The following is a 22,205-nucleotide window of genomic DNA, read 5'->3' on the forward strand; positions in this document are numbered from 1 at the left end:
CGGTCACCGGCGGCGCCTGCGCCCGGTGCCGAAGATGCCGCGGGCGATCTCCCGGGCGGCGGTGCGGGTGAACTGCTTGAAGGCCTGCGATTCGACGACCTTCTCGAACATCGATTCCTGCGGAGCGGACGCCGTCTCCGCGCGCTGCCGGGGCGCGCGGCGGGGCGTCGGGATGCGGGTCGGGGTCTCCTGGCGGGTGGGTGCCGGCGGCGTGTCCGCAGGCCCCGGGTCCGTGGTCGAGGCGTCGGGGGTGCGCGGGGCGTTCGCCGGGCTGTCGGCCGGTTCCGGCTGCGCCTCGGCCTCGGAGTAGCGCCGGGTGAGGAGCTCGTGAGCGGACTCCCGGTCGATCGCCTCCCCGTACTTCGCCTGGAGCGGGGAGCCGGCGACCATCTGCTCCATCACCGGGGCGTCGGTGGGTCCCATGCGGGAGGCCGGGGCGAAGACCCGGGTCGGGGCCACCGGGGTGGGGGAGCCGTCGGGATCCATGACCGTGACGACGGCCTCGCCGGTGCCGAGCCCGGTGAGGAGCGCCCCGAGGTCGAAGTCGGTGATCGGGAAGGTCTCCACCGTGGCCTTGAGAGCCTTGGCGTCCTTGGGGGTGTGGGCGCGCAGCGCGTGCTGGATGCTCGAGCCGAGCTGGGCGAGCACCTCGTCGGGGACGTCCGTGGGGGACTGGGTGACGAACACGATGCCCACACCCTTCGAGCGGATGAGGCGCACGGTCTGCGCGACCGAGTCGAGGAACGCCTTCGAGGCATCGCGGAACAGGAGGTGCGCCTCGTCGAAGAAGAACACGAGCGCCGGCTTCTCCGGATCGCCGACCTCCGGCAGGGTCTCGAACAGCTCCGCGAGCAGCCACATGAGGAATGTCGAGAACAGGGCCGGGCGGTTCTGCACCGCCGGCAGCTCGAGCATCGAGACGATGCCGCGGCCGTCCTCTGCGGTGCGCAGGAGGTCCGCGATGTCGAACTCCGGCTCCCCGAAGAACACGTCGGCACCCTGCGCCTCGAGGTTGGCGATCGACCGGAGGATGACGCCCACCGAGGCGCTGCTCACCCCGCCGATCGACTTGAGCTCGGCCTTGCCCTCGTCCGAGGTCAGGTGGGTGAGCACGGCCTTGAGGTCCTTGAGGTCGAGGAGTGCGAGACCCTGCGCGTCCGCGTAGTGGAAGAGCAGGCCGAGCACGGACTCCTGGGTGTCGTTGAGCTCGAGGACCTTCGACAGGAGAAGCGGGCCGAACGAGGTGACCGAGGCGCGCAGCGGCACCCCGGTGCCCTCCCCGCCGAGGGCGAGGAACTCCACCGGGCTCGCCGCGGGCGCCCAGTCCTGGCCGTTCGCCGAGGTGCGGGCCAGCAGCTTCTCGGAGCCCTCGCCGGGCGTCGCCATGCCGGACAGATCGCCCTTCATGTCCGCTGCGAACACCGGCACCCCGGCATCGGAGATCGCCTGGGCGAGCACCTGGAGCGTCACCGTCTTGCCGGTGCCCGTGGCACCTGCGACGAGCCCGTGCCGGTTGAGCATGCCCAGCGGCAGGCGGACGCGGGCTTCGGTGACCACGGTGTCGCCGTCGATGGCGGAGCCGAGGTCGAGTGCGGGGACGTCGAAGGTGTAGCCGGTGCGGATGGCCTCGAGGGCCGCCTGGGAATCGCTCATGCGGTCATTCTGGCACAGGGCGCGGACACGGCCGAAGCACCGGACGCACCGCGGAACCGCGTCAGAACACGGCGGCGAAGGCGTCGGCGACCGCGTCGCCGAAGAGCACGAACTCGACCGACCCGACCCCCGGCCAGCGTTCGGCCGCACCGGCATCGGTGAGCACCCGGAGGGCGGCGCGGGCCACCTCGGCGGCGTCCCAGCCGTAGACCCCGGCGCCGATCGCGGGGAAGGCGAGCGTGCGCGCCCCGATCCGCTCGGCCTCGTCGAGCGCGGTGGCGAAGCACGATTCGAGGACGGCGACATCGGTCTGGCCGGCGTGCCGGTTCGGGCCGACGGTGTGGATGACCCAGCGGGCCGGCAGCGCGCCCGCTCCGGTCGCTATGGCCCGACCGGGCGGCAGCCCGTCCGGGTGCGTGGTGGCGCGCAGCTCCTGGCACTCGGCGAGCAGCTCCGGGCCCGCGGCGCGGTGGATCGCGCCGTCCACCCCGCCCCCGCCGAGCAGCGAGGAGTTCGCCGCATTGACGATCGCGTCCGCGGTCGAGGTGGTGATGTCTCCGGTGCGCAGGGTGATGTCCATGGAGCCAGCCTAGCGAGGGGCACGGGCCCGGGGGAGGGGGTGCCGGGCTCGGGGAGATGGTGCGAGGACTCAGCGGGGTTCGGCCATGAGGGTGAGGGTGCGCACGGTGCGGGAGTCGTCGTAGTCGGCGTGGATCACCCCGTCCGCGAGGTCGAACACTTCCCACAGCGTGCCGGGACGGGTGCGCTGCGAGACCTCGCCGAGCGCCTCCCATTCCGGCAGCCGCACCTCTTCACGAGCGGTCTCCCCGGCTGCGACGGGCTCGCCGAACGCCCGGCGCATGTCCGCCGGGCCCGGGCGGCGGTGCCAATCGGCGACGAGCCACGAGGGGACCGCGATGCCGTTGAAGCCGCCGCTGCGGTCGTAGACGAGGCGGATGCCGATCGCGGACAGGGTGCTGTCGGAGAACACGAAGTCCACCCCGGAATTGATGAACTCCCAGCTCAGCTCACCCGCACAGGAGCGGGTGACGGGATTCTCCTCCATGACGAGCATCGCCTCGAGCACGGAGACCTCGTCGCTGCCGCACCCGAGGGCCGCGCTCAGCGCCGCGATGCTGCCTGCCGGGACCATGGACCCATTGTCCCACCGCGGGCGTGCGGATCGTGGGATCTCGCGGGGTACGGATCGCGCGGCGGGGACTCGGGCTCCTCCGGTAGGGGAGTCGCGCGGCAGAGTCACGATTCCGTGACGATGGCCCGCACCAGTGCGATTCCCGGTGGGGAGCCGCGGATCGGCATGTCTACACTGTCGGCAGCTGTCCCACTTCCCACTCCTTAGGACGCACCCATGCCTGCACCCCTGCCTGCTGTCCGTCAGAGCGCTGCTGCTCGGACCTCCGCTGCTCAGTCCTCCCGCAGTGCTCCCCGTCGCCGGGTGGGCCGCGGTCTCAGCGCCGCCGTCCTCGGGATCGGCCTCCTCGCCGGCGTCGCAGTGCCGGCCGGTGCCGCCCCGGGCCTGTCCGCCGGCGCGATCGACCGGACCCCCGTCGCCGGCCCCACCGCGACCCCGGGCGCCGGTCTCGAGGCCGGGGACACCGCTTTCGTCGACGTCACCGTCGCCACCCTGTGGACGAAGCCCTCCTCACCGCGCCGCATCGATGCACCGGCGCTCGCGAACCCCGTGCGGACCGGGGAATGGAGCACGAACCTGTCGACGACCGAGGTGCGGCGTGCGCTCACCGGGCGGACGCAGACCCAAGCGGTCTACGGCGACGAGGTGCGGATCCTCGAGATCTCCGACGACTGGGCGAAGGTCGCCGTCGCCCGCCAGCAGAGCCCGGGGGACGAGCACGGCTACCCCGGCTGGGTGCCGACCCGCCAGCTCGTGGAGAACCGCGACTTCGACCGGGCGCTCGACGCCCACAGCACCGCGATCGTCACCAGCAGCACCACCGAGGTCACCGCTCGGCCCACCGGCGGCGCGGTCGAGCACGTGCCGTTCAACGCCGAGCTGCCCGTGCTCGCCCGAGCCGGGGACCGGGTGCGGGTGGCGCTGCCCGACGGAGCGAAGGGCTGGGCGCCCACCCGCGACGTCGACCTCCACCCGGCCGGCAGCGGGCCGGAGGAGCCCAAGCCCTCCGAGCTCGTGTCCACCGCGAAGGACTTCCTCGGGGTGCGCTACCTGTGGGGCGGCACCTCCTCCTCCGGGTTCGACTGCTCGGGCTTCACCTATGCGGTGCACCGCGCCCACGGCATCGAGATCCCGCGCGACTCCGGCCCCCAGTCGCGCGCGGAGAAGTCGGTGAAGGTGAAGGACCTCGCAGTCGGCGACCTGATCTTCTTCGCCGGCAACGGCGGCCGCGGGGCCGTCCACCACGTCGGCATCTACCTCGGGCACGGGAAGATGATCCACGCCCCCAACGCCTCGAAGAGCGTCGAGATCGTCGACTGGCGGGCCTGGGACCGCGGCAAGCAGTTCTCCGGGATCAAGCGGTACCTCTGACCCGAGCAGAGCACGTGGGCCCCTGGGCGATCGTCCTCAACCCGATCCACGCGAGCGGCCGCCGGCGGTGCGCGGAGCTCACCGCGCTCCTCGCCGACCGCGGCATCCCGTGGACCCTGCACCGCACCACCCCGGTGCACGAAGGGGCGGAGCAGGCCGCTGCCGCGGTCTGTGCGGGTGCTGCCCGGATCGTCGTCGTCGGCGGCGACGGCACGGTGCGCTCCGCGGTGCGCGGCATGATGGCCGTCGAGGGGGAGGGCGCGGACCTCCCGCCGCTCGCCCTCGTGCCGACGGGCACCGCGAATCTCTTCGCCCGGAACCTCGGCATCACCCCGGGCCCGGCGAGCGTCTCGCGGCAGTTCGCCCCCGAGGTGCGACGCGCCGATGTCGGCATCGCCGTCATCCGTACCCGAACCGGCGCCGAGGTGCGCGAGGTGTTCCTCGCCGCAGTCGGCCTCGGCCGCGACGCCGCCACGATCATGGGGCTCACCGACCGGGCCAAACGGGTCCTCGGCTGGCCGGCCTACCTGGTCGCCGGACTCCGGCACCTCGGTGATGCCGGCACCCGGGTGCACGTGCGGTGGCACGACGGGGAGTTCCGCGGCCCGGCGTGGAGCGTGCTCGCCGGGAACGTCGCCGGCCTGCCGGGGCTGATCCGCGTGTTCCCGCGCGCCGCTCCGGACGCCGGGGACCTCGAGCTGCTCGTGTGCACGCCGCGGAGCGTGCGGGACTGGGCGCGGATCGCCTGCTTCGGGCTGCTCGGACAGGACGAGGCGCCTGCTGTGCTCGCCTACCACCGGTGCGCCTGGGTGGAGATCGTCCCCGCGGCACCGGCACCGATCCACCTCGACGGCGAACCGTTCCCGAACGTCGCCCGGCTGCGCATCTCCGTGCTCCCGGGCGCCCTGTCCGTGGCAGTCTGAACGCTCCGACCCCGCACGCACCGGCGCGCCGGCACAGCCCCGCGAGTGCGCGCTGCGGACTGTGGTGGTTCCGTGCTGGAATGGTGGCATCGATGCCACCACTGTCCGCCGTTTCCACCACGGTCCGGGCAGGTGCCCCGCGCTCGAGGTGCGCGCCGGGTCAGCAGAGCGCGCACCGGGTCAGGAGCCTCGGCTCAGACCGCTGCCGCGGCGGCGCGGCCGGCGACCCGGCCGGAGAACAGGCAGCCGCCGAGGAACGTCCCCTCGAGCGAGTTGAACCCGTGCATGCCGCCGCCCCCGAATCCGGCGGCCTCACCGGCGGCGTAGAGGCCGTCGATCGGCGTCCCGGTCGCATCGAGCACGCGTGCCTGCAGATCGGTGTGGAGGCCGCCGAGGGTCTTGCGGGTGAGGATGTGGAGCCGCACTGCGATGAGCGGTCCGGCCTCCGGGTCGAGGATCCGGTGCACCGGGGCGACCCGGATGAGCCGGTCGCCGAGGAACCCGCGCGCCTGCCGGATCGCGGCGAGCTGGGCGTCCTTGCCGAAATCGTTCTCCACCTGGGCATCGCGCGCCTCGACGATGCGCCGGATCTCCACCGGGTCGAGCACGTGCCGGGCACCCGTGCCGGCCCCGGCCCCCGCGCCGGCCCCCGCCTCGGCCCCGGTGAGCGCGTTCATCCCCGCGACGAGCTCCTCGAGGGAATCTGCGACGACGAAGTCCTCGCCGTGGCGCTTGAACGCCTCCACCGGCGCGGTCGCCCCCGCGCGCGCCCGCCCGAGCGTGGCCCGGACCGACTTCCCGGTCAGATCCGGGTTCTGCTCCGAGCCCGAGAGTGCGAACTCCTTCTCGATGGTCCGCTGGTTGAGGACGAACCACGAGTGCTCCGCGTCGATCTCCCGCAGGTGCTTGAGCGTGGCCCGGGTGTCGGAGCCGGGGAACAGCGGGACGGGCAGCCGCCGTCCGCGGTCGTCGAGCCACAGGGACGAGGGGCCGGGTAGGATCCGGATCCCGTGGCCGGCCCACACCGGGTCCCAGTTGCGGATGCCCTCGGTGTAGTGCCACATCCGGGTGGGGTTGAGCAGGTGCGCGCCGGCGGCCTGGGCGATCGGGATCATCCGCCCGTCGACGTACTCCGGCACCCCGGAGATCATGGTGCGCGGGGGAGTGCCGAGGTCGGTCGGCCAGTTCTGCCGCACGAGCGCGTGGTTCGCGCCGATCCCGCCCGAGGCGATGACCGTCGCGCCGGCCCGCAGCTCGAACTCCCCGGTGACCTCCCGGTTCGAGGCGACGCCGCGCGGGCTGTCATCGGGGGCGAGCAGCGAGCCGCGCACGCCGGTGACGGAACCGGGCCCGGTGAGGAGTGCGTCGACCCGGTGGCGGAAGCGGACCTGCAGCCGGCCGGCGCTGATGAGCTCCTTGGTGCGGGCGAGGAACGGCGCGACGACGCCGGGGCCGGTGCCCCAGGTGATGTGGAATCGGGGCACGGAGTTCCCGTGGCCGTCGGCGGTGCCGTCCCCGCGCTCGGCCCAGCCGACGACGGGGAAGAACCGGTGGCCCATCGCGTGGAGCCACGCCCGCTTCTCCCCGTGCGCGAAGTCGAGGTACGCCTCCGCCCATCGGCGCGGCCACACATCGTGCTCCTCGAAGCCGGCCGAGCCCATCCAGTCGGCCCGGGCGAGCTCGAAGGAGTCGCGGATCCCCATCCGTCGCTGCTCGGGGGAGTCGATGAGGAACAGGCCGCCGAACGACCAGTACGCCTGCCCGCCGAGGTCCTGCTCACCCTCCTGGTCGAGGAGGACGACGCGTGCTCCCGCACGGGCCGCCTGGGTCGCGGCGACGAGCCCGGAGAGTCCGGTGCCGATGACGAGGACGTCGGTGTCCATGGTGCCTCCCGGGGCAGCGCGGTCGGTGGGGTCCCAGCGTACCGGCCGCGCCCGCCTCACATCGTCCGCCTCACATCATGAGGAGCAGGCTGGCCGCCATCACCGCCATGCCCGCGATGAGCCCGTACACCGCGTGGTGATGGTGTCCGGAGCGCTGCGCGGTGGGGAGCAGCTCGTCGAAGGAGATGAACACCATGATCCCGGCGACCGCGGCGAACACGAGGCCGAACAGGGTGGGGGTGATGAAGGGTGCGAGGAGCACGAACCCGATGAGCGCGCCGGCCGGCTCGGCGAGCCCGGCGAGCGTCGCGAGGGTCAGCGCCCGGCCCCGCGACCCGGTGGCGTGATGGACCGGGGCGGCGACCGCGATGCCCTCGGGCACGTTGTGGATGGCGATCGCGACGGCGATGGGGACCGCGATCTGCGGGTCCTGCAGGCCGGACACGAAGGTCGCGAAGCCCTCAGGGAAGTTGTGGACGGCGATCGCGACCGCGGTGAAGGTGCCCATCCGCAGCAGCGCGCGCTCCCGGGGCCGCTCCTCGTGGATGTCGCCGGGGACTTCGTGCGGGTTCACGGTGTCGGGCACGAGCCGGTCGATGATCGCGACGACGGCGATGCCGGCGAAGAAGGCGCCGGCCGCCATCCAGGACGCAGCCTGCGAGGAGTGCTCCTCGGCGAGCGAGTCCGCGGCCTTCGGCAGGATCTCGACGAGCGAGATGTAGATCATCACCCCGCCGGAGAATCCGAGCGCGGCGGCGAGGAAGCGCTTCGACCGACCGCCGCCGCCGAGGATCGCGATGAGACCGCCGAGGCTCGTCGCGACGCCGGCGGCGAGCGTGAGCGCGAAGGCGAAGAGCACGTTCTCCACTCGATCCCTCCTCGATCCGTCCGCTCGGCGATCCTCAATTTCTAGCGATTCGGATCGCTCCTGCACAAGTCGTGATGTGCGCAGGTGAGCAAATGTGGACCGGCTCACACGCCGGGACGGGATGCGGGACAGCGGCGGCGCGGATCCGGCGCCCGGTGACGGGAGGATGAATTCTGCCCGACCCCGGCAGACCGCTGGGAGGGTGCGGTCGCGGACGCTCATAGGATGAGGTGGCGCCGCCCGGCTCGGGCGGGGCGGGCCGAGCGAGGAAGGGATACGGGCGTGGACGACGACAGCTCACCGGACGACTACGGGAAGTTCTCCTTGAACGAGGACTGGACCGCGACGATCATCGGCCTCCTGCTCCTCGGCGCGTGCCTGCTCGGCCTCATCAGCGCGGACCTCATCCCGTGAGCCGCACCGACGCATCAGGGCCCGCACCCGCCACCACCTCCGCCGAGGCGCCCGCAGCGCCGGCATCCCCGCGTGCCCGCACCGGGTGGACGATCGCCGGTGCGGTCGTGGTGCTCGGCCTCGCCGCCCTCGTGCAGCTCCTCACCGACACCGTCCCCGAGGCGACCGCCGGGACGTGGTTCGGCGATGTCGCGCAGTCGATCGAGTACCCGATCTACGCGATCGCCCTCGGGTTCCTCGGCAACGCGGTGCTCTCGCTGTGCGGGGTGCGCGATCGGATGAACGCCGCGTTCCGGACGGAGCTGTTCATCAAGATCGGGCTCGTGCTGCTCGGCGCGACGATCAATTTCGCGATCTTCGTCAAGGCCTTCGGTCCGGCGGTCATGCAGGCGATCTGCCTCATCGCGATCGTCTTCGCCTTCACCTGGTGGTTCGCCGGGGTGCTCGGACTCGACGACCGCCTGCGCGCTCTGCTCGCCTCGGCGCTGTCGATCTGCGGCGTGAGCGCCGCGGTCGCGGCCGCCGGTGCGGTGCGGGCGAAGAAGGAGCAGCTCGCCTACACCGCGACGCTCGTCATCGTGTTCGCCGTGCCCTCGATCTTCCTGCTCCCGTGGCTCGCCTCCCTCATGGGGCTGCCACCGGCGGTGACCGGCGCGTGGATCGGCGGCAACATCGACACCACCGCGGCGGTCACCGCCGCCGGTGCGGTCGCCGGCGAGCAGCCGCTGCAGATCGCCTCGATCGTCAAGGTCACGCAGAACGCGCTGCTCGGCTTCGTCGCCGTCCTCCTCACCCTGTTCTTCGCGCTGCGCGTCGACCGGGTGGCTGCTGCTGCCGGTGACGGTGCAGCTGCCGGTGACGGTGCGGGTACCGCGAGTGCGTCCGGGCACAAGCCGCGCGCCTGGGCGATGGTGTGGGATCGCTTCCCCAAGTTCGTCCTCGGCTTCCTCCTCGCCTCGATCGTCGCCACGGTGCTCGGTGTGACGGTCGACCCGGCGGTGCTCGAACCGCGCCTCGATGCGGCCAAGGAGCTCCAGGTGTGGGCGCTCAGCCTCGCCTTCGTGTCGATCGGACTCGAATTCACAGTGTCCTCGGTGCGCGAGGCCGGCTGGAAGCCGATCCTCGTGTTCGCCGCCGCCACCCTCGTCAACCTCGTCGCCGGCCTCGGCCTCGCGGTGCTGCTCTTCAGCTCCTTCCAGTTCTGAGGGCCACTGGCCCGGTCGGCCCGGTCGGCCCAGTCGGCCCGGCGGCCCGGCGGCCCGGGAGTGCGAGGTTCCGCAGTCGTTCCAGTGCGCTGACCGGACGGTATCCGCACTGGAACGACCGCGGAGACCGGTGACCGCACTGGGGTGACCCGGGAATCGCGTCAGTGCACCGGCTGGGCCGCGGCGGCGGTGAGGAACAGCCGGTGGACCGCCGGGTCTGCGGTGAGCTCGGGGTGGAAGGCCGCCGCCATGACCGCCCCCTGCCGCACGAGCACCGGACATCCGGCATGCGCGGCGAGCACCTCGACCCCGGGACCCACCCGGGTGACCTGCGGTGCCCGGATGAACACCGCGTCGATCTCCCGATCCGGGGCGTCCGGCCCGTCGTCCGGGTCCGTCCCGGGGGCGCTGCGGCTGCGCAGCGCGACCCGCGCGGTGAACGATTCGCGCTGCGCGCCGTAGGCGTTGCGGCGGGCCGTGATGTCGAGCACGGGGACGCGTGCGAAGCCCTCGAGCGCCGCACCGTCCTCGACCTCCCGGGCGAGCAGGATGAGGCCCGCGCAGGTGCCGAGGACCGGCAGACCGGCGCGTGCCGCGTCGGTGAGCGCCGGGAACAGCCCGGTCCCAGCGGCGAGGCGCACCATCGCGGTGCTCTCCCCACCGGGCAGCACGAGCCCGGTGAGCCCGGCGAGGTGCTCCGGCCTGGTGACCCGGCGGACCTCGGCGCCGAGCCCGGTGAGCGTCCGCATGTGCTCGGACACCGCGCCCTGGAGCGCGACGACGCCGATCACGGGAGCCGGGATCACCACCCGCGCTCGGCCAGCCGGTGCGGGGCGGGCAGCTCCCCGACGGTGATCCCGACCATCGCCTCGCCGAGGCCGCGGGAGACCCGGGCGATCGTGTCCGGGTCGTCGTAGTGGGTGGTCGCCTCGACGATCGCCCGCGCCCGCTTCTCCGGGTCCCCGGACTTGAAGATCCCCGAGCCGACGAACACGCCGTCGGCCCCGAGCTGCATCATCATCGCCGCGTCCGCCGGGGTCGCGATACCGCCGGCGACGAACATCACCACCGGCAGCGCGCCCTCGCGCGCCACCCGGGAGACGAGCTCGTAGGGTGCCTGCAGCTCCTTCGCCGCGACGAAGAGCTCGTCCTCGCTGCGTGCGGCGAGCGCCCGGATCTCGCCGGTGATCGTGCGGATGTGGCGCATCGCCTCGGACACGTCCCCGGTTCCGGCCTCGCCCTTCGAACGGATCATCGAGGCGCCCTCGGTGATCCGGCGCAGCGCTTCGCCGAGGTTCGTCGCCCCGCACACGAACGGCACCTCGAAGCCGGACTTGTCGATGTGGTTGACGAAGTCCGCCGGCGAGAGCACCTCGGACTCGTCGATGTAGTCGACACCGAGCGTCTGGAGCACCTGGGCCTCGACGAAGTGGCCGATCCGCGCCTTCGCCATGACCGGGATCGACACCGCGTCGATGATTCCGGCGATGAGGTCGGGATCGCTCATCCGGGCCACCCCGCCCTGCGCGCGGATATCGGCGGGCACCCGCTCGAGCGCCATCACCGCGACCGCGCCGGCTGCCTCGGCGATCCGGGCCTGCTCGGGAGTGACGACGTCCATGATCACCCCTCCCTTGAGCATCTGGGCGAGTCCGGTGTTGAGCAGGGGCTGGGCGACGGTCGTCATGGTTCTCCTCGGTGGGTGGGGTGCTCGCGCCGGGTGCGGGTGCGTGGATGGAGCGTCACTCGTCACGCTAGATCCGGATGTGGACCAGGAGAAGTGCCAGAATCATCTCACTCCATTGGGCCAGATGTGATGGACTGGGCCTGTGGCACGCAACGACCTCCGCATCGACCTCGACCGCTCCTTGGGCATCGCGCTGCCGGTGCAGATCATCCGCGGCATCCGCGCCGCCGTCGCCGCCGGCCGGCTCGCCCCCGGCGACCGGCTCCCCTCGGCGCGCGCCTGCGCCGAGGCGCTCGGTGTCTCCCGGGGCACCGTCGACACCGCCTACGCCCAGCTCGCCGCCGAGGGTTACGTCGTCCAGCGTCCGCGCAGCGGCACCGTCATCGACCCCGAGCTGCCCGCCGCCGCGCTCGCCGCTCCCAGCGCGCCGCGCAGCTCCCCGGTGCCCCGCGTCCCCGCCGTCCGGGTGGATCTGCGGCCGGGCCGCGGCGGGGAGTCGCCGCTGGGGGAGGCGGCGTTCCGCACGGCTTGGCGCCGGGCCCTCGACGTCAGGCCGGCCCCTCCCGACCCGCTCGGCGAGGAACCGCTGCGCCGTGCGATCGCCGAGCACCTGCGGGTCATGCGCGGAATGGTCGTCGAGGCCGAGGACATCCTCGTCACCGCCGGCTCGCGGGACGGGGTGGCACTCGTGCTCTCGGCGATCGGTGCCGACAGGCTCGTGGTCGAGGACCCCGGATTCCCCGGCCTGCGCCGCGCACTGCACGGAGTCGAGCTCGTCCCGGTGGCCGTCGACGCCGAAGGGCTGCCCCCGGAGGGGCTCGCCGGCGCGGTGCCCGCCGGCAGGACTCCCGGCCGCCCGCCCGAGGCCGCGCTCGTCACCCCGAACCACCAGTTCCCCTACGGCACCGCGATGCCCGCCGGCCGCCGCGCCGCGCTGTGCCGGTGGGCCGCCGATGCCGGGATGCTCCTCATCGAGGACGACTACGACAGCGAGGCGCGCTACCTGGGACCTGCGGTGCCGCCGCTGTTCGACTCCGCGCCCGGCGGCGGGGTCGTGCACATCGGGACCTTCTCCACGGTCCTCACCGCCGCGGTCGGCACGGGCTACATCGTGGCGCGCGGGCCGGAGGGCACGCGCATCCGTGCGGCCCGGGAGCGCCTCGGCCCGGCGGTGCCGCCCGTCATGCAGCACGCGCTCGCGGAGTACCTGGCCGCCGGGGGACTGCGCCGGCGGATCGCTCGCGGGCGCCGACGCCTGCGGGCCGCGGAAACGGTCGTCGCCGAGTTCTCGCACCTGCCCGGACTCGTGCACCGCGGCCGCGGACTCGTCGTGGAGATGCCGGCCGAGGCCACCCGCGAAGCTCACCGTGCGCTCGCCGTCCGCGGGATCCGGGTGGGCGATCTCGCCGCCGGCTGGTCCGGCGCACCGCGCCGCCACGGACTCGTCATCGCCCATGCGAACGCCGCGCCCGTCCAGCTCCGGGAAGTCTTCGCGGTGATCGCCGGGTGCGGCTGAGCCGCGGGATGGGGTGGTGCGGTCTGCGACTGTGCGGTCTGCTGCAGTGCCGGCGGCGGAGGTGGTGGCGGCGGAGGTGGTGGCGGGTGCGCCCTGGTGGCGTGTGCCACCATGGGCGCATGAATGATCCCCGCACCGGTGCCGGAGCACCCCAGGACCCCACGCCCGTCGATTCCTCCCGGGCTGCTGCGCCCACGCACTCCGTCGAGCTCACCCGGGTGGCGGAGAACCACTACCGGGCCGTCGGCGCGAACGGTGCTGCGGTGGAGTTCGGGCGCGGGGAAGGGCTCCTCACCCCGGTCGAGCTGCTGCTCGCGGCGATCGCAGGATGCTCGGCGATCGACGTCGACACCGTGACGACGCGGCGCACCGAACCGCAGCGATTCGGGGCGACCGCGAGCGGGCGGAAGATCGAGGAGGACGGCGCCTCCCGGCTCACCGACATCGGCATCGACTTCGATCTCGCCTTCCCCGACGACGAGGCCGGCCGGACGGCGGCCGGCATGGTCGAGCGCCTCGTGCGCCTGTCCCACGACAAGCACTGCACGGTGTCGCGCACCGTCGAGCACCCGACCGCGGTGCGGATCGCGTCCCGGGCCGAAGTCACGGACTGAGCCGGGTCGTCGACCGGGCGAGCGGTCACTCGCCGGGCCGAGGCCATCGCCCGGGCCGAGCGGTCAGTCGACCTGGAGCTCGCCCATCGCGTCCCAGCCCTCGCCCTCGATCTTGCGGGAGATGATCCGCGGAGTCGACTGCAGGTGCTGGGGGAACTCCTCGCGCATCGTCGCGAAGTGCGCACTGCCCACGTGAGCGGCGGCCGCGTCGTCGTCGGCGAAGGCCTCGACGAGCACGTACTCGTGCGGGTCCTCGAGGCTGCGTGACCAGTCGAACCACAGATTCCCGGGCTCGGCGCGGGTGGCCTCGGTGAAGTCGCGCACGATCTCCGGCCACGCCTCGGCGGCCTCGGGCTTCACACGGAACTTGACGACGATGAAGTACATGATTCCTCCTGTGGTGTCCGGTCGATCGCGGTGCTGGTGCGGATCGTACCGGGTGTCGGGACGGACGAGGGTGCGGGGTGGCGCGGGTCGGTCGGGAGTCGTCTCCAGGGGACGGCCCTGGGCCACCCACTCCGTCATCGACCCGTCGTAGACGGCGACGTCGGGGCGGCCCAGGCGGGCGGCGCTGAAGGCGACGAGGGTCGCGGCGATGCCGCCGCCGCAGTAGGCGATCGGGGCGGCCGCGGAGTCGAGGATCCCGGTCGGGGCGAGCACTGCGCGCGCCTGCTCGGCCGGGACGAGGCGATGGTCGCGGTCCTCGTCGTAGAGCTCGCGGAAGAACGCGTTCGTGCTGCCCGGGATGTGGCCGGGGCGGCCGTAGGGGCGGGTGCGCCCGGAGTAGGCGTCCGGGTCGAGCGCATTGACCACCGGGACTCCCGCGCCTGTCGCGGACTCGACGGCGGCGGCGTCGGCGAGCAGTTCCGGGCGGCGCCGCGCGGTGAAGGTGCGTGGCACCGGCTGCGCATCTCCGGTGCCCAGCGGATGGCCGGCCGCCCGCCAGGCGGGCAGGCCGCCGTCGAGCAGCGCGACCCGATCGTGGCCCTCGAGCCGGAGGTTCCACCACAGGCGGGTCGCCCATTCGCTCTCCCCGTGGTCGTAGACGACCACGTCGACGTCCGCGTCGATCCCCAGGCCGCCGGCGGCGCGGGCGAACGCGGGGCTCGACAGCGCGGTGAAGCGGACCGGCTCGGAGGTCGTGAAGGTGTCGACGAGGTCGGCGAACACCGCGCCGGGGATGTGTCCGGCCCGGAAGGCGCCCGCCCCGGATTCTGCGCGCACCCCGGTGTCGGTGCGGAGGAGGAAGGCCGTGACGTCGACGACGAGCACCTGCGGGTCGTCGAGGTGGTCGGCGAGCCAGTCGACGTCGACGAGCATGCCCGGCAGCGCGGACTCCGGCGGCAGCGGTGCGGCACCCATCAGCGGTCCAGGATGCGCTCGACCTCGGCCAGCGAGCGGTCGGCCTTCTTGAGTCGGCGGGACAGGATCGCGATCCGCACGGAGCCGGCGAGCCCGGCGACGAGGATCCCGGCGATTGCGGCGAGGAGCATCGCGACGCCGAGCGGCAGACTGAACTCCCAGCCGAAGTACTGGAACTGCGCGGTGACGTTGTTCTGGATGATGAAGATCAGCAGCAGGACGAGGATCACCGCGCCGAGGATGAGCGCGATCCACACCCCGGCGGACACACCGGCCGAGCGGCGCGGCTCGGTGGCCGGGCGGCGGTGCCGGGAGTCGTCGCGGCGCTCGTCGTGCTCCGGCGGGACGTCCCGGCGCGCGGGCGGGTGAGTGCCGGCGGGCGCCTCGGGTGCGGGATCGGAGGCGCGGGTGTCGTCGAACAGCCGGTCGCCGGCCGGGTCGGGGGAGCGGTACGGATCGGTCACTGCACTCATGTCCTTCGTCGATGGGGGCGGCAGGTCGGTGAGCCCGGGAGGAGCGCGCCGACAGGGGCCGTTGCCCTCCATTGTCGCACGTCACCGCGGCCCTGAAAGTGCAATATCCTGCGGTTCCGTTCTCAGGAACCGCAGGATATTGCCGTCTCGCCGGGAGGGTGGGACGGACGGTCAGACGTCCTTCTTCTCCAGTCCCCGCATGATGTCGTTGAAGGTCTGCGAGGGCCGCATCACCGCGGCGACCTTCTCCTCATCCGGGTGGTAGTAGCCGCCGAGGTCCACCGGCGAGCCCTGCACCGCGAGGAGCTCCTCGGTGATCGCCTGCTCGCTGCTCCGCAGCTGCTCGGCGATCTGGGTGAACGCCTCGGCGAGCTCCCGGTCCTCCGTCTGCTGCGCGAGCTCCTCGGCCCAGTAGAGAGCGAGGTAGAAGTGGCTGCCGCGGTTGTCGATCTCCCCGGCTTTGCGCGAGGGCGAGCGGTTCTCGTTGAGGAACGTCTCCGTCGCGTCGTCGAGGGTGTCGGCGAGCACGCCGGCGCGCGCGTTGTTTTCCGAGGTGAACAGGTGGCGGAAGCTCTCCGCGATCGCGAAGAACTCGCCGAGCGAATCCCAGCGGAGGTGGTTCTCCTCCGTGAGCTGCTGGACGTGCTTGGGCGCGGTGCCGCCCGCTCCGGTCTCGAACAGGCCGCCGCCGTTGATGAGCGGGACGACGGAGAGCATCTTCGCCGAGGTGCCGAGCTCGAGGATCGGGAACAGGTCGGTGTTGTAGTCGCGCAGCACGTTGCCGGTGACCGAGATCGTGTCCTCGCCCTTCCGGATCCGGTCGAGGGAGAACTGGGTCGCCTCCACCGGGCTCATGATCCGGATGTCGAGGCCATCGGTGTCGTGCTCCCCGAGGTACTCCTCGACCTTGGCCTTGATGTTGCGGTCGTGGGCCCGGGTCTCGTCGAGCCAGAACACGGCCGGGGTGTCGGACAGGCGGGCGCGGGTGACGGCGAGCTTGACCCAGTCGCGGACGGGGACGTCCTTGGTCTGGCAGGCGCGCCAGATGTCACCGGGCTCGACCTCGTGGCTGAAGAGCACCGTGCCCGCGGAGTCGACGACCTCGACGGTGCCGGCCTCGGTGATCTCGAAGGTCTTGTCGTGGCTGCCGTACTCCTCGGCCTTCTGCGCCATGAGGCCGACGTTGGGCACAGAGCCCATGGTCGTCGGGTCGTAGGCGCCGTGGGCGCGGCAGTCGTCGATGACGGTCTGGTAGATCCCGGCGTAGGAGGAGTCCGGGATGACGGCGAGGGTGTCCGCCTCGCCGCCGTCGGGGCCCCACATCTTGCCGCCGATCCGGATCATCGCCGGCATCGAGGCGTCGACGATGACGTCGCTGGGCACATGGAGGTTGGTGATGCCCTTGTCGGAGTTGACCTGGGCGAGCGCGGGGCCGCTGCTCATGCCCTGCTCGATGCCGGTGCGCACGCCCTCGGCGACGTCCTGGGGCAGCGCGTCGAGTCCGCTGAGGATCGCGCCGAGCCCGTTGTCGGAGGTGAGGCCGGCGGCGGCGAGCTGCTCGCCGTACTGCTCGAAGACCTCGGGGAAGAACGCCTCGATGACGTGGCCGAAGATGATCGGGTCGGAGACCTTCATCATCGTCGCCTTGAGGTGGACGGAGAACAGGACGTCCTGCTCCTTCGCCGCCCGGACCTGCTCGCGGAGGAACGCGTCGAGGGCGGAGGCCTTCATGAAGGTGCCGTCGACGATCTCCCCGGCGAGCACGTCGAAGGTCTTGAGGTCGGTGGTGCCGGCGGCGGTGCGCAGGCGGATGGTGACGGTGTCGGCGGAGTCGAACACGTGCGACTTCTCGTTCGCGCGGAAGTCGTCGGCCGCCATCGTCGCGACGTTCGTCTTCGAATCTTTCGACCACTCGGCCATCGAGTGGGGGTGGGACTTCGCGAAGTTCTTCACGGCCTTCGGCGCACGGCGATCCGAGTTGCCCTCGCGCAGCACCGGGTTGACGGCCGAGCCCTTGACGGTGTCGTAGCGGGCACGGGCGTCCTTCTCCTCGTCCGTCGACGGCTCCTCCGGGTAGTCCGGGATGTCGTAGCCCTGCGACTGGAGCTCGGCGATCGCGGCCTTGAGCTGCGGCACCGAGGCGGAGATGTTGGGGAGCTTGATGATGTTGGCCTCAGGCGACTGGGTGAGCTCGCCGAGCTCGGCGAGCGCATCGTCCATCGCCTGGTCGGCGCTGAGTCGGTCGCCGAACAGGGCGATGATCCGGCCGGCCAGCGAGATGTCGCGGGTCTCGACCTCGACGCCGGCGGTGGTCGCGAAGGCCTCGACGATCGGCTTGAGCGAATAGGTCGCGAGCAGCGGCGCCTCGTCGGTGCGGGTGTAGATGATCTTTGCCATGTGGTGGACAACCTCAGATCGTGTAGGGGGTTTACGCACCGATTCTACTGTGAGGGCGGATCGGTACCATGCTGGAGGGCGTCGGTTCGGGATGCCGCGACAGGGCAGAGGGGAGTGCGCACGGTCATGGCCAAGCTCTATTTCCGCTACGGCGCGATGAATTCCGGCAAATCGACCGCGTTGCTCCAGGCCGCGTTCAACTACGAGGAGCGCGATCAGCGGGTGCTCATCGCCAAGCCCGCCCTCGACACCAAGGGCGACGACGAGGTCGTGTCCCGGCTCGGGGTGCGCAGGCGCGTCGACTTCCTCATCCGCGCCGGGGAGGACGTCGAGCGGCGCTTCCTCGACACCGCCGGGCTCGAGGACCCGTCGGCCCTCCTCACGCACCTCGACATGCCGCTCGCCCCGGTCGCCTGCCTGTTCGTCGACGAGGCGCAGTTCCTCGAGCCGCGCCAGGTCGACGACCTGCTGCGGATCGCGGTCCGCCACGAGGTGCCGGTGATGACCTACGGCATCCGCACGGATTTCCGCACCCGGGCGTTCCCCGGCTCCGCCCGCCTCCTCGAGATCGCGCACACCCTCGAAGAGCTCAAGACGATCTGCCGCTGCGGGCGCAAGGCGCTGTTCAACGGCCGCAAGGTCGAGGGCCGGTTCGTGTTCGACGGCGACCAGGTGGCGATCGACGGCGCGGAGGTGACCTACGAGTCGCTGTGCGCGCACTGCTACGCCGCGGAGTCCGCCGGTCTCCCGCGCGACGCGGACTGACCCGGGGCGCGGAGGTGCCGGCGGGCCGGGGCACCGACGGCCGGCGGACCGGGGATGCCGGGGCCGAGGCGCGGGCCGGATACCGCCGCCCGCGTCCGGACCTGCCGATACAGTAGGGGTGAACCGCCGGAATCAGTGTCGACCCGCTGGGAGTGAAGCGCCGATGTCACAGCTCGCCTACTCGATCATCAACGATGCCGACCCCGCTGCCCCCGTCCTCATCCTCGGTCCCTCGCTCGGCACCACCGGGTCGCTGTGGGCCGGTCCCGCCTACCGTCTGGCCGACGACTTCCGCGTCGTCACCTTCGACCTGCCCGGCCACGGCCGCAGCCCTCGGGTCCCCGGGGTGACGATCGAGCAGATCTGCGACCTCGTCCTCGAGATCGCCGACGAGCTCGGGGCCGACTCCTTCTTCTACGCCGGGATCTCGATCTCCGGCGGGATCGCCCTCGCCCTCTCCCTGCGCGCTCCGGATCGGGTGCGCGCCGCCGCCGCCCTGTGCTGCGCGCCGCGGTTCGGCGATGCCGCGACCTGGGAGCAGCGCATCGCCGACGTCCGCTCCGACGGCACCCGCTCCCTCGTGCCGGACACCGCCGACCGCTGGTTCGCCGCCGGATTCCTCGACGAGGACATCGCGGCCGGGCCGATCGTCCTCGAGATGCTCGCCGCGACGGACGACGCGGGCTACATCGACTGCTGCGAGGCGCTCGCCGGCTTCGACCTCAGCGGCTCCGTGGGAGCGATCACCGTGCCGCTCCTGCTGCTCGCCGGTGCCCAGGACCCGAGCAACCCGCCCGAGGCGATGCGCGCCCTGGCCGAGCAGATCGACGGCTCGTTCTTCGCCGTCGTCCCGGACTCCGCGCACCTGCCCGTCGCCGAGCACCCCGAGCTCGTCGCCGAGCACCTCTCCGGATTCTTCGGTGCCCGGCTCGACTGAGCACGTCGCCGCCGGCCCGAGCGCACAGCCCGGACCGCCCGATCACCGCTGCCCGACCGATGAGAGCGAAAGAGGACACCATGTCATCGACCCGACCCGCCGGAGAGCACGCGGCGCGCTACGCACCGCTGCCGCAGGGCGATACGGAGAGAGAGTTCAAGTCACCCGGTGAGCGGGCCGAGGGCTTCTCCCTCGGCACCACCCGGATCCGCTGGATCGGATTCGTCGGCGGACTGCTCGCCGCCGTCCTGCTCTGGGTGATCATGCCGGACGACCTGCCGCAGGCCGCGCGCGTCACCGCCGCCGCAGCCGGGCTCATGGCGGTGTGGTGGATGACCGAGGCGATCCCGATCCCGGCGACCGCGCTCGTGCCGCTCGTCGTGTTCCCGCTGCTCGGCGGCACGGAGGAGGAGCCGGCGACGGTGTCCTCGGTCGGGGCGAGCTACGGCTCGGACACGATCTTCCTCTTCATGGGCGGGTTCCTCATCGCGCTCGCGATGCAGCGCTGGAACCTCCACCGGCGGATCGCGCTGTTCGTCCTCTCCCTCATGGGGGAGAGCACCGGGGCGATGATCGCCGGCTTCATGATCGCCACCGGCTTCCTCTCGATGTGGGTGTCGAACACCGCCACCGCGGTGCTCATGCTGCCGATCGGCCTGTCCGTCCTCGTCCTCGTCAACGAGGCGATGGAGAAGGACTCCGACTCCGAATCCCTCGCCGAGGTCAGCGAGGCCGATGAGGCGGACGGGGACTCCGAGGCCGCCGTCGACAGCCCCGGCGGGGAATCGGTGAGATCGAGCGTGCTGCGCTCGAACTTCGGCACCGCCCTCATGCTCGGCATCGCCTATGCGGCCTCCGTCGGCTCGCTCGGCACGATCATCGGCACCCCGCCCAACCTCCTGCTCGTCGGGTACCTCCAGGAGAACCACGACATCACCATCGGCTTCGGCCAGTGGATGCTCGTCGGCGTGCCGCTCTCGCTGGTGATGATGGCGATCACGTGGTTCCTCCTCGTCAAGGTGCTGTTCAAGCCGGAGACCGATCGGATCCCCGGAGGCAGGGACCTCATCGCGGCGGAGAAGGAGAAGCTCGGCGCGATGTCGCTCGGTGAGAAGCTCGTGCTCGCGATCTTCGTCCTCGCCGCCGCCTCGTGGATCACCATCCCGCTCGTGTTCGAGGAGCCGCCGATCTCCGACGCCGGGATCGCGATCGTCGTCGGCATCCTCCTCTTCATCGTCCCAGCCGGCGCCGAGCGCGGGGTCCGGCTGCTCGACTGGGAATCGGCCGTCGAGCTCCCGTGGGGCGTGCTGCTCCTGTTCGGCGGCGGCCTCGCGCTGTCCGCCCAGTTCTCGTCCTCCGGGCTCACCGACTGGATCGGCGAATCGGCGCAGGGCCTGGCGGGCGTGCCGGTCCTCGTCCTCGTCCTCATCCTCGCCGCAGGCATCCTGCTGCTCACCGAGATCACCTCGAACACGGCGACGGCCGCGACGTTCCTGCCCGTGGTGGGCGGGGTCGCCGTCGGCCTGGAGATCGATCCGCTGCTGCTGACCATCCCGGTCGCCCTCGCGGCGACCTGCGCCTTCATGCTCCCGGTGGCCACCCCGCCCAATGCGGTGGCCTACGGATCGGGCTACGTCACGATCGCGCAGATGGTCAAGGGCGGCGTGCTGCTCAACCTCGTCGGTGTCGTCCTCATCACCCTGGTGACGATGACCCTGGCCACCTGGGTGTTCGGCATCGCCTACTGACCGCTCCGGCGCACCGCGCCGAGCACCTCTGCACCGACCCACCGTCCGCACCGAAACACGACCAGGAGACCCAGTGCCCCGACTCTTCGACCCCATCACCCTGCGCGGCCTCACCGTGCGCAACCGGATCTGGCTCGCGCCCATGTGCCAGTACTCGTGCGAGGCCCGCGACGGCGTGCCGACCGACTGGCACCTCGTCCATCTCGGCGCCCGGGCGCAGGGCGGGTTCGGGCTCATCATCACCGAGGCCGCGGCCGTCGTCCCCGAGGGCAGGATCTCGCCGCAGGACGCCGGGCTGTGGAACGACGAGCAGGCGCAGGCCTGGTCGCGGGTCGTCGAGTTCGTCCACTCGCAGGGGGCGGCGATCGCCGTGCAGCTCGCCCACGCCGGACGCAAGGCGAGCACGTACCGGCCGTTCGTCGGCGAGCCCACCGGTTCGGTCCCCGAGTCCGAGGGCGGCTGGCAGGCGGTCGGACCGACGGAGGCCCCGTTCGAAGGGCTCGCCGCGCCGCGCGCCCTGACGTTCGCGCAGATCGAGGAGGCGGTCGCCGCCTTCGGCGCGGCGGCGGCTCGCGCCGAGCGCGCCGGCTTCGACGCCGTCGAGATCCACGCTGCCCACGGCTACCTCATCCACGAGTTCCTCTCGCCCCTGTCGAACACGCGCAGCGACGAGTACGGCGGCTCCCTCGAGAACCGCGCCCGGTTCCTGTTCGAGGTCGTCGAGGCGGTGCGCACGGAGGTCCCGGACACCATGCCGGTGCTCGTGCGGATCTCCGCCTCGGAATGGACCGAGGGCGGCTTCGACGTCGCGGAGGCGACCGAGATCGCCGTGCGGCTCCAGACCGCCGGCGTCGACCTCGTCGATGTGTCGAGCGGCGGCAACGTGCTCGCCGACATCCCGCTCGGCCCGTCCTACCAGGTCCCGCTCGCCGGGGAGATCGCCGCGGCCGGGGTCACCACCGGCGCCGTCGGACTCATCACCGAGCCCGCCCAGGCCGAGGGGGTGCTCGTCACCGGCGACGCCGACGTCGTGCTGCTCGCCCGGGCCGCGCTGCGGGAGCCGAGCTGGCCGCAGCGCGCCGCCCATGCGCTCGGGGTCGGCTGGCGCGAGGCCCCGTACCCGCCGCAGTACACCCGCGGGAAGTGGTGAGGAGCCCGGACCGAACCCGGGGCACGATCACACGGTGCCCGGCAGCACCGGGGCCACCCGCAGAACCCGATACGACCACAGGAGGA

General features: G+C 72.2%; 20 protein-coding genes and 1 pseudogene. 10 read left to right on the top strand and 11 right to left on the bottom strand.

The genetic code is table 11. The features are described 5' to 3' along the window. Positions 1–3: 3 nt before the first annotated feature. From AB0I45_RS08615 to AB0I45_RS08625, 3 genes are all read right to left on the bottom strand, one after another. On the bottom strand, positions 4–1,653 hold the full coding sequence (locus tag AB0I45_RS08615; protein WP_295690337.1) for a helicase HerA-like domain-containing protein: 1,650 nt from the start codon (positions 1,651–1,653) through the stop codon (positions 4–6). 61 nt (positions 1,654–1,714) lie between these two features. Next, positions 1,715–2,233 (bottom strand): O-acetyl-ADP-ribose deacetylase, encoded by a 519-nt coding sequence (locus AB0I45_RS08620; RefSeq protein ID WP_345031565.1) that lies wholly within the window; start codon positions 2,231–2,233, stop codon positions 1,715–1,717. A gap of 69 nt (positions 2,234–2,302) precedes the next feature. Then, positions 2,303–2,806, bottom strand: a complete 504-nt coding sequence (locus AB0I45_RS08625; RefSeq protein ID WP_137319327.1) for a hypothetical protein — start codon at positions 2,804–2,806, stop codon at positions 2,303–2,305. 216 nt (positions 2,807–3,022) lie between these two features. Between AB0I45_RS08625 and AB0I45_RS08630 the strand changes: the two genes are divergently transcribed. Continuing rightward, positions 3,023–4,177 (top strand): C40 family peptidase, encoded by a 1,155-nt coding sequence (locus tag AB0I45_RS08630; protein ID WP_295691116.1) that lies wholly within the window; start codon positions 3,023–3,025, stop codon positions 4,175–4,177. A gap of 14 nt (positions 4,178–4,191) precedes the next feature. Beyond that, a complete protein-coding gene (locus tag AB0I45_RS08635) occupies positions 4,192–5,100 on the top strand; it encodes a diacylglycerol kinase family protein (RefSeq protein ID WP_295691115.1) in 909 nt (302 codons plus the stop codon). 194 nt (positions 5,101–5,294) lie between these two features. On the opposite strand, the gene AB0I45_RS08640 is transcribed toward AB0I45_RS08635, so the two are convergent. Together AB0I45_RS08640 and zupT are read right to left on the bottom strand one after the other, a co-directional pair. Then, positions 5,295–6,983, bottom strand: a complete 1,689-nt coding sequence (locus tag AB0I45_RS08640) for an FAD-binding dehydrogenase (RefSeq protein ID WP_345031570.1) — start codon at positions 6,981–6,983, stop codon at positions 5,295–5,297. Between the two features lie 70 nt (positions 6,984–7,053). Then, positions 7,054–7,851, bottom strand: a complete 798-nt coding sequence (gene zupT / locus AB0I45_RS08645; protein ID WP_254668756.1) for a zinc transporter ZupT — start codon at positions 7,849–7,851, stop codon at positions 7,054–7,056. A gap of 282 nt (positions 7,852–8,133) precedes the next feature. Here zupT and AB0I45_RS08650 point away from each other — a divergent pair, with 282 nt between their 5' ends. Further along, positions 8,134–8,265 carry a hypothetical protein gene (locus AB0I45_RS08650; protein WP_295687480.1) on the top strand — a complete coding sequence of 44 codons (132 nt, stop codon included), beginning with the start codon at positions 8,134–8,136 and terminating at the stop codon, positions 8,263–8,265. Then, positions 8,262–9,470, top strand: coding sequence for a putative sulfate exporter family transporter (locus AB0I45_RS08655; RefSeq protein WP_137319333.1), 1,209 nt, complete (start codon positions 8,262–8,264; stop codon positions 9,468–9,470). The genes AB0I45_RS08650 and AB0I45_RS08655 overlap by 4 nt, the downstream gene beginning before the upstream one ends. 161 nt (positions 9,471–9,631) lie before the next feature. Here AB0I45_RS08655 and pdxT read toward each other — a convergent pair whose 3' ends face one another. Continuing rightward, entirely contained in the window at positions 9,632–10,261 is a 630-nt protein-coding gene (gene pdxT, locus AB0I45_RS08660; RefSeq protein ID WP_295687485.1) for a pyridoxal 5'-phosphate synthase glutaminase subunit PdxT, read from the bottom strand. An 11-nt stretch (positions 10,262–10,272) separates the two neighbouring features. Continuing rightward, complete coding sequence (gene pdxS, locus AB0I45_RS08665; protein WP_295687488.1) at positions 10,273–11,157, bottom strand: pyridoxal 5'-phosphate synthase lyase subunit PdxS; 885 nt, start codon at positions 11,155–11,157, stop codon at positions 10,273–10,275. Between the two features lie 142 nt (positions 11,158–11,299). Between pdxS and AB0I45_RS08670 the strand changes: the two genes are divergently transcribed. Both AB0I45_RS08670 and AB0I45_RS08675 read left to right on the top strand, forming a co-directional pair. After that, a complete protein-coding gene (locus AB0I45_RS08670) occupies positions 11,300–12,673 on the top strand; it encodes a PLP-dependent aminotransferase family protein (RefSeq protein WP_295687490.1) in 1,374 nt (457 codons plus the stop codon). Between the two features lie 119 nt (positions 12,674–12,792). Continuing rightward, entirely contained in the window at positions 12,793–13,287 is a 495-nt protein-coding gene (locus tag AB0I45_RS08675) for an OsmC family protein (protein WP_295687492.1), read from the top strand. A 63-nt stretch (positions 13,288–13,350) separates the two neighbouring features. Here AB0I45_RS08675 and AB0I45_RS08680 read toward each other — a convergent pair whose 3' ends face one another. The 4 genes and pseudogenes from AB0I45_RS08680 to AB0I45_RS08695 all read right to left on the bottom strand — a co-directional run bounded on the left by AB0I45_RS08680 (position 13,351) and on the right by AB0I45_RS08695 (position 17,519). Further along, positions 13,351–13,674 (bottom strand): putative quinol monooxygenase, encoded by a 324-nt coding sequence (locus AB0I45_RS08680; protein ID WP_295687589.1) that lies wholly within the window; start codon positions 13,672–13,674, stop codon positions 13,351–13,353. Between the two features lie 132 nt (positions 13,675–13,806). After that, a pseudogene (locus AB0I45_RS08685) lies at positions 13,807–14,649 on the bottom strand (rhodanese-like domain-containing protein); the annotation flags it as partial. Further along, complete coding sequence (locus AB0I45_RS08690; RefSeq protein WP_295687495.1) at positions 14,649–15,122, bottom strand: LapA family protein; 474 nt, start codon at positions 15,120–15,122, stop codon at positions 14,649–14,651. The gene AB0I45_RS08690 and the pseudogene AB0I45_RS08685, both read right to left, overlap by 1 nt. A 171-nt stretch (positions 15,123–15,293) precedes the next feature. Beyond that, complete coding sequence (locus AB0I45_RS08695; protein ID WP_295687497.1) at positions 15,294–17,519, bottom strand: NADP-dependent isocitrate dehydrogenase; 2,226 nt, start codon at positions 17,517–17,519, stop codon at positions 15,294–15,296. Positions 17,520–17,645: 126 nt separating this feature from the next. Between AB0I45_RS08695 and AB0I45_RS08700 the strand changes: the two genes are divergently transcribed. The 4 genes from AB0I45_RS08700 to AB0I45_RS08715 all read left to right on the top strand — a co-directional run bounded on the left by AB0I45_RS08700 (position 17,646) and on the right by AB0I45_RS08715 (position 22,119). Next, positions 17,646–18,284, top strand: a complete 639-nt coding sequence (locus tag AB0I45_RS08700; RefSeq protein ID WP_137319341.1) for a thymidine kinase — start codon at positions 17,646–17,648, stop codon at positions 18,282–18,284. Positions 18,285–18,447: 163 nt separating this feature from the next. Beyond that, positions 18,448–19,221, top strand: coding sequence for an alpha/beta fold hydrolase (locus tag AB0I45_RS08705; protein ID WP_137319342.1), 774 nt, complete (start codon positions 18,448–18,450; stop codon positions 19,219–19,221). 80 nt (positions 19,222–19,301) lie between these two features. Continuing rightward, positions 19,302–20,969: a DASS family sodium-coupled anion symporter gene (locus tag AB0I45_RS08710; RefSeq protein ID WP_137319343.1), complete on the top strand. Its 1,668-nt coding sequence runs from the start codon at positions 19,302–19,304 to the stop codon at positions 20,967–20,969. 73 nt (positions 20,970–21,042) lie between these two features. After that, entirely contained in the window at positions 21,043–22,119 is a 1,077-nt protein-coding gene (locus AB0I45_RS08715; RefSeq protein ID WP_295687502.1) for an NADH:flavin oxidoreductase/NADH oxidase, read from the top strand. Positions 22,120–22,205 lie beyond the last annotated feature (86 nt).

The organism is Brevibacterium sp. NPDC049920, assembly GCF_040656435.1.
Lineage (GTDB): Bacteria > Actinomycetota > Actinomycetes > Actinomycetales > Brevibacteriaceae > Brevibacterium > Brevibacterium pityocampae.

What these genes read in the sequence shown, in the direction of transcription:
- AB0I45_RS08615 (WP_295690337.1), bottom strand. Translation starts at nt 1,653, where the DNA reads ATGAGCGATTCCCAGGCGGCCCTCGAGGCCATCCGCACCGGCTACACC.
- AB0I45_RS08620 (WP_345031565.1), bottom strand. Translation starts at nt 2,233, where the DNA reads ATGGACATCACCCTGCGCACCGGAGACATCACCACCTCGACCGCGGAC.
- AB0I45_RS08625 (WP_137319327.1), bottom strand. Translation starts at nt 2,806, where the DNA reads ATGGTCCCGGCAGGCAGCATCGCGGCGCTGAGCGCGGCCCTCGGGTGC.
- AB0I45_RS08630 (WP_295691116.1), top strand. Translation starts at nt 3,023, where the DNA reads ATGCCTGCACCCCTGCCTGCTGTCCGTCAGAGCGCTGCTGCTCGGACC.
- AB0I45_RS08640 (WP_345031570.1), bottom strand. Translation starts at nt 6,983, where the DNA reads ATGGACACCGACGTCCTCGTCATCGGCACCGGACTCTCCGGGCTCGTC.
- pdxS (WP_295687488.1), bottom strand. Translation starts at nt 11,157, where the DNA reads ATGACGACCGTCGCCCAGCCCCTGCTCAACACCGGACTCGCCCAGATG.
- AB0I45_RS08675 (WP_295687492.1), top strand. Translation starts at nt 12,793, where the DNA reads ATGAATGATCCCCGCACCGGTGCCGGAGCACCCCAGGACCCCACGCCC.
- AB0I45_RS08680 (WP_295687589.1), bottom strand. Translation starts at nt 13,674, where the DNA reads ATGTACTTCATCGTCGTCAAGTTCCGTGTGAAGCCCGAGGCCGCCGAG.
- AB0I45_RS08690 (WP_295687495.1), bottom strand. Translation starts at nt 15,122, where the DNA reads ATGAGTGCAGTGACCGATCCGTACCGCTCCCCCGACCCGGCCGGCGAC.
- AB0I45_RS08695 (WP_295687497.1), bottom strand. Translation starts at nt 17,519, where the DNA reads ATGGCAAAGATCATCTACACCCGCACCGACGAGGCGCCGCTGCTCGCG.
- AB0I45_RS08700 (WP_137319341.1), top strand. Translation starts at nt 17,646, where the DNA reads ATGGCCAAGCTCTATTTCCGCTACGGCGCGATGAATTCCGGCAAATCG.
- AB0I45_RS08705 (WP_137319342.1), top strand. Translation starts at nt 18,448, where the DNA reads ATGTCACAGCTCGCCTACTCGATCATCAACGATGCCGACCCCGCTGCC.
- AB0I45_RS08710 (WP_137319343.1), top strand. Translation starts at nt 19,302, where the DNA reads ATGTCATCGACCCGACCCGCCGGAGAGCACGCGGCGCGCTACGCACCG.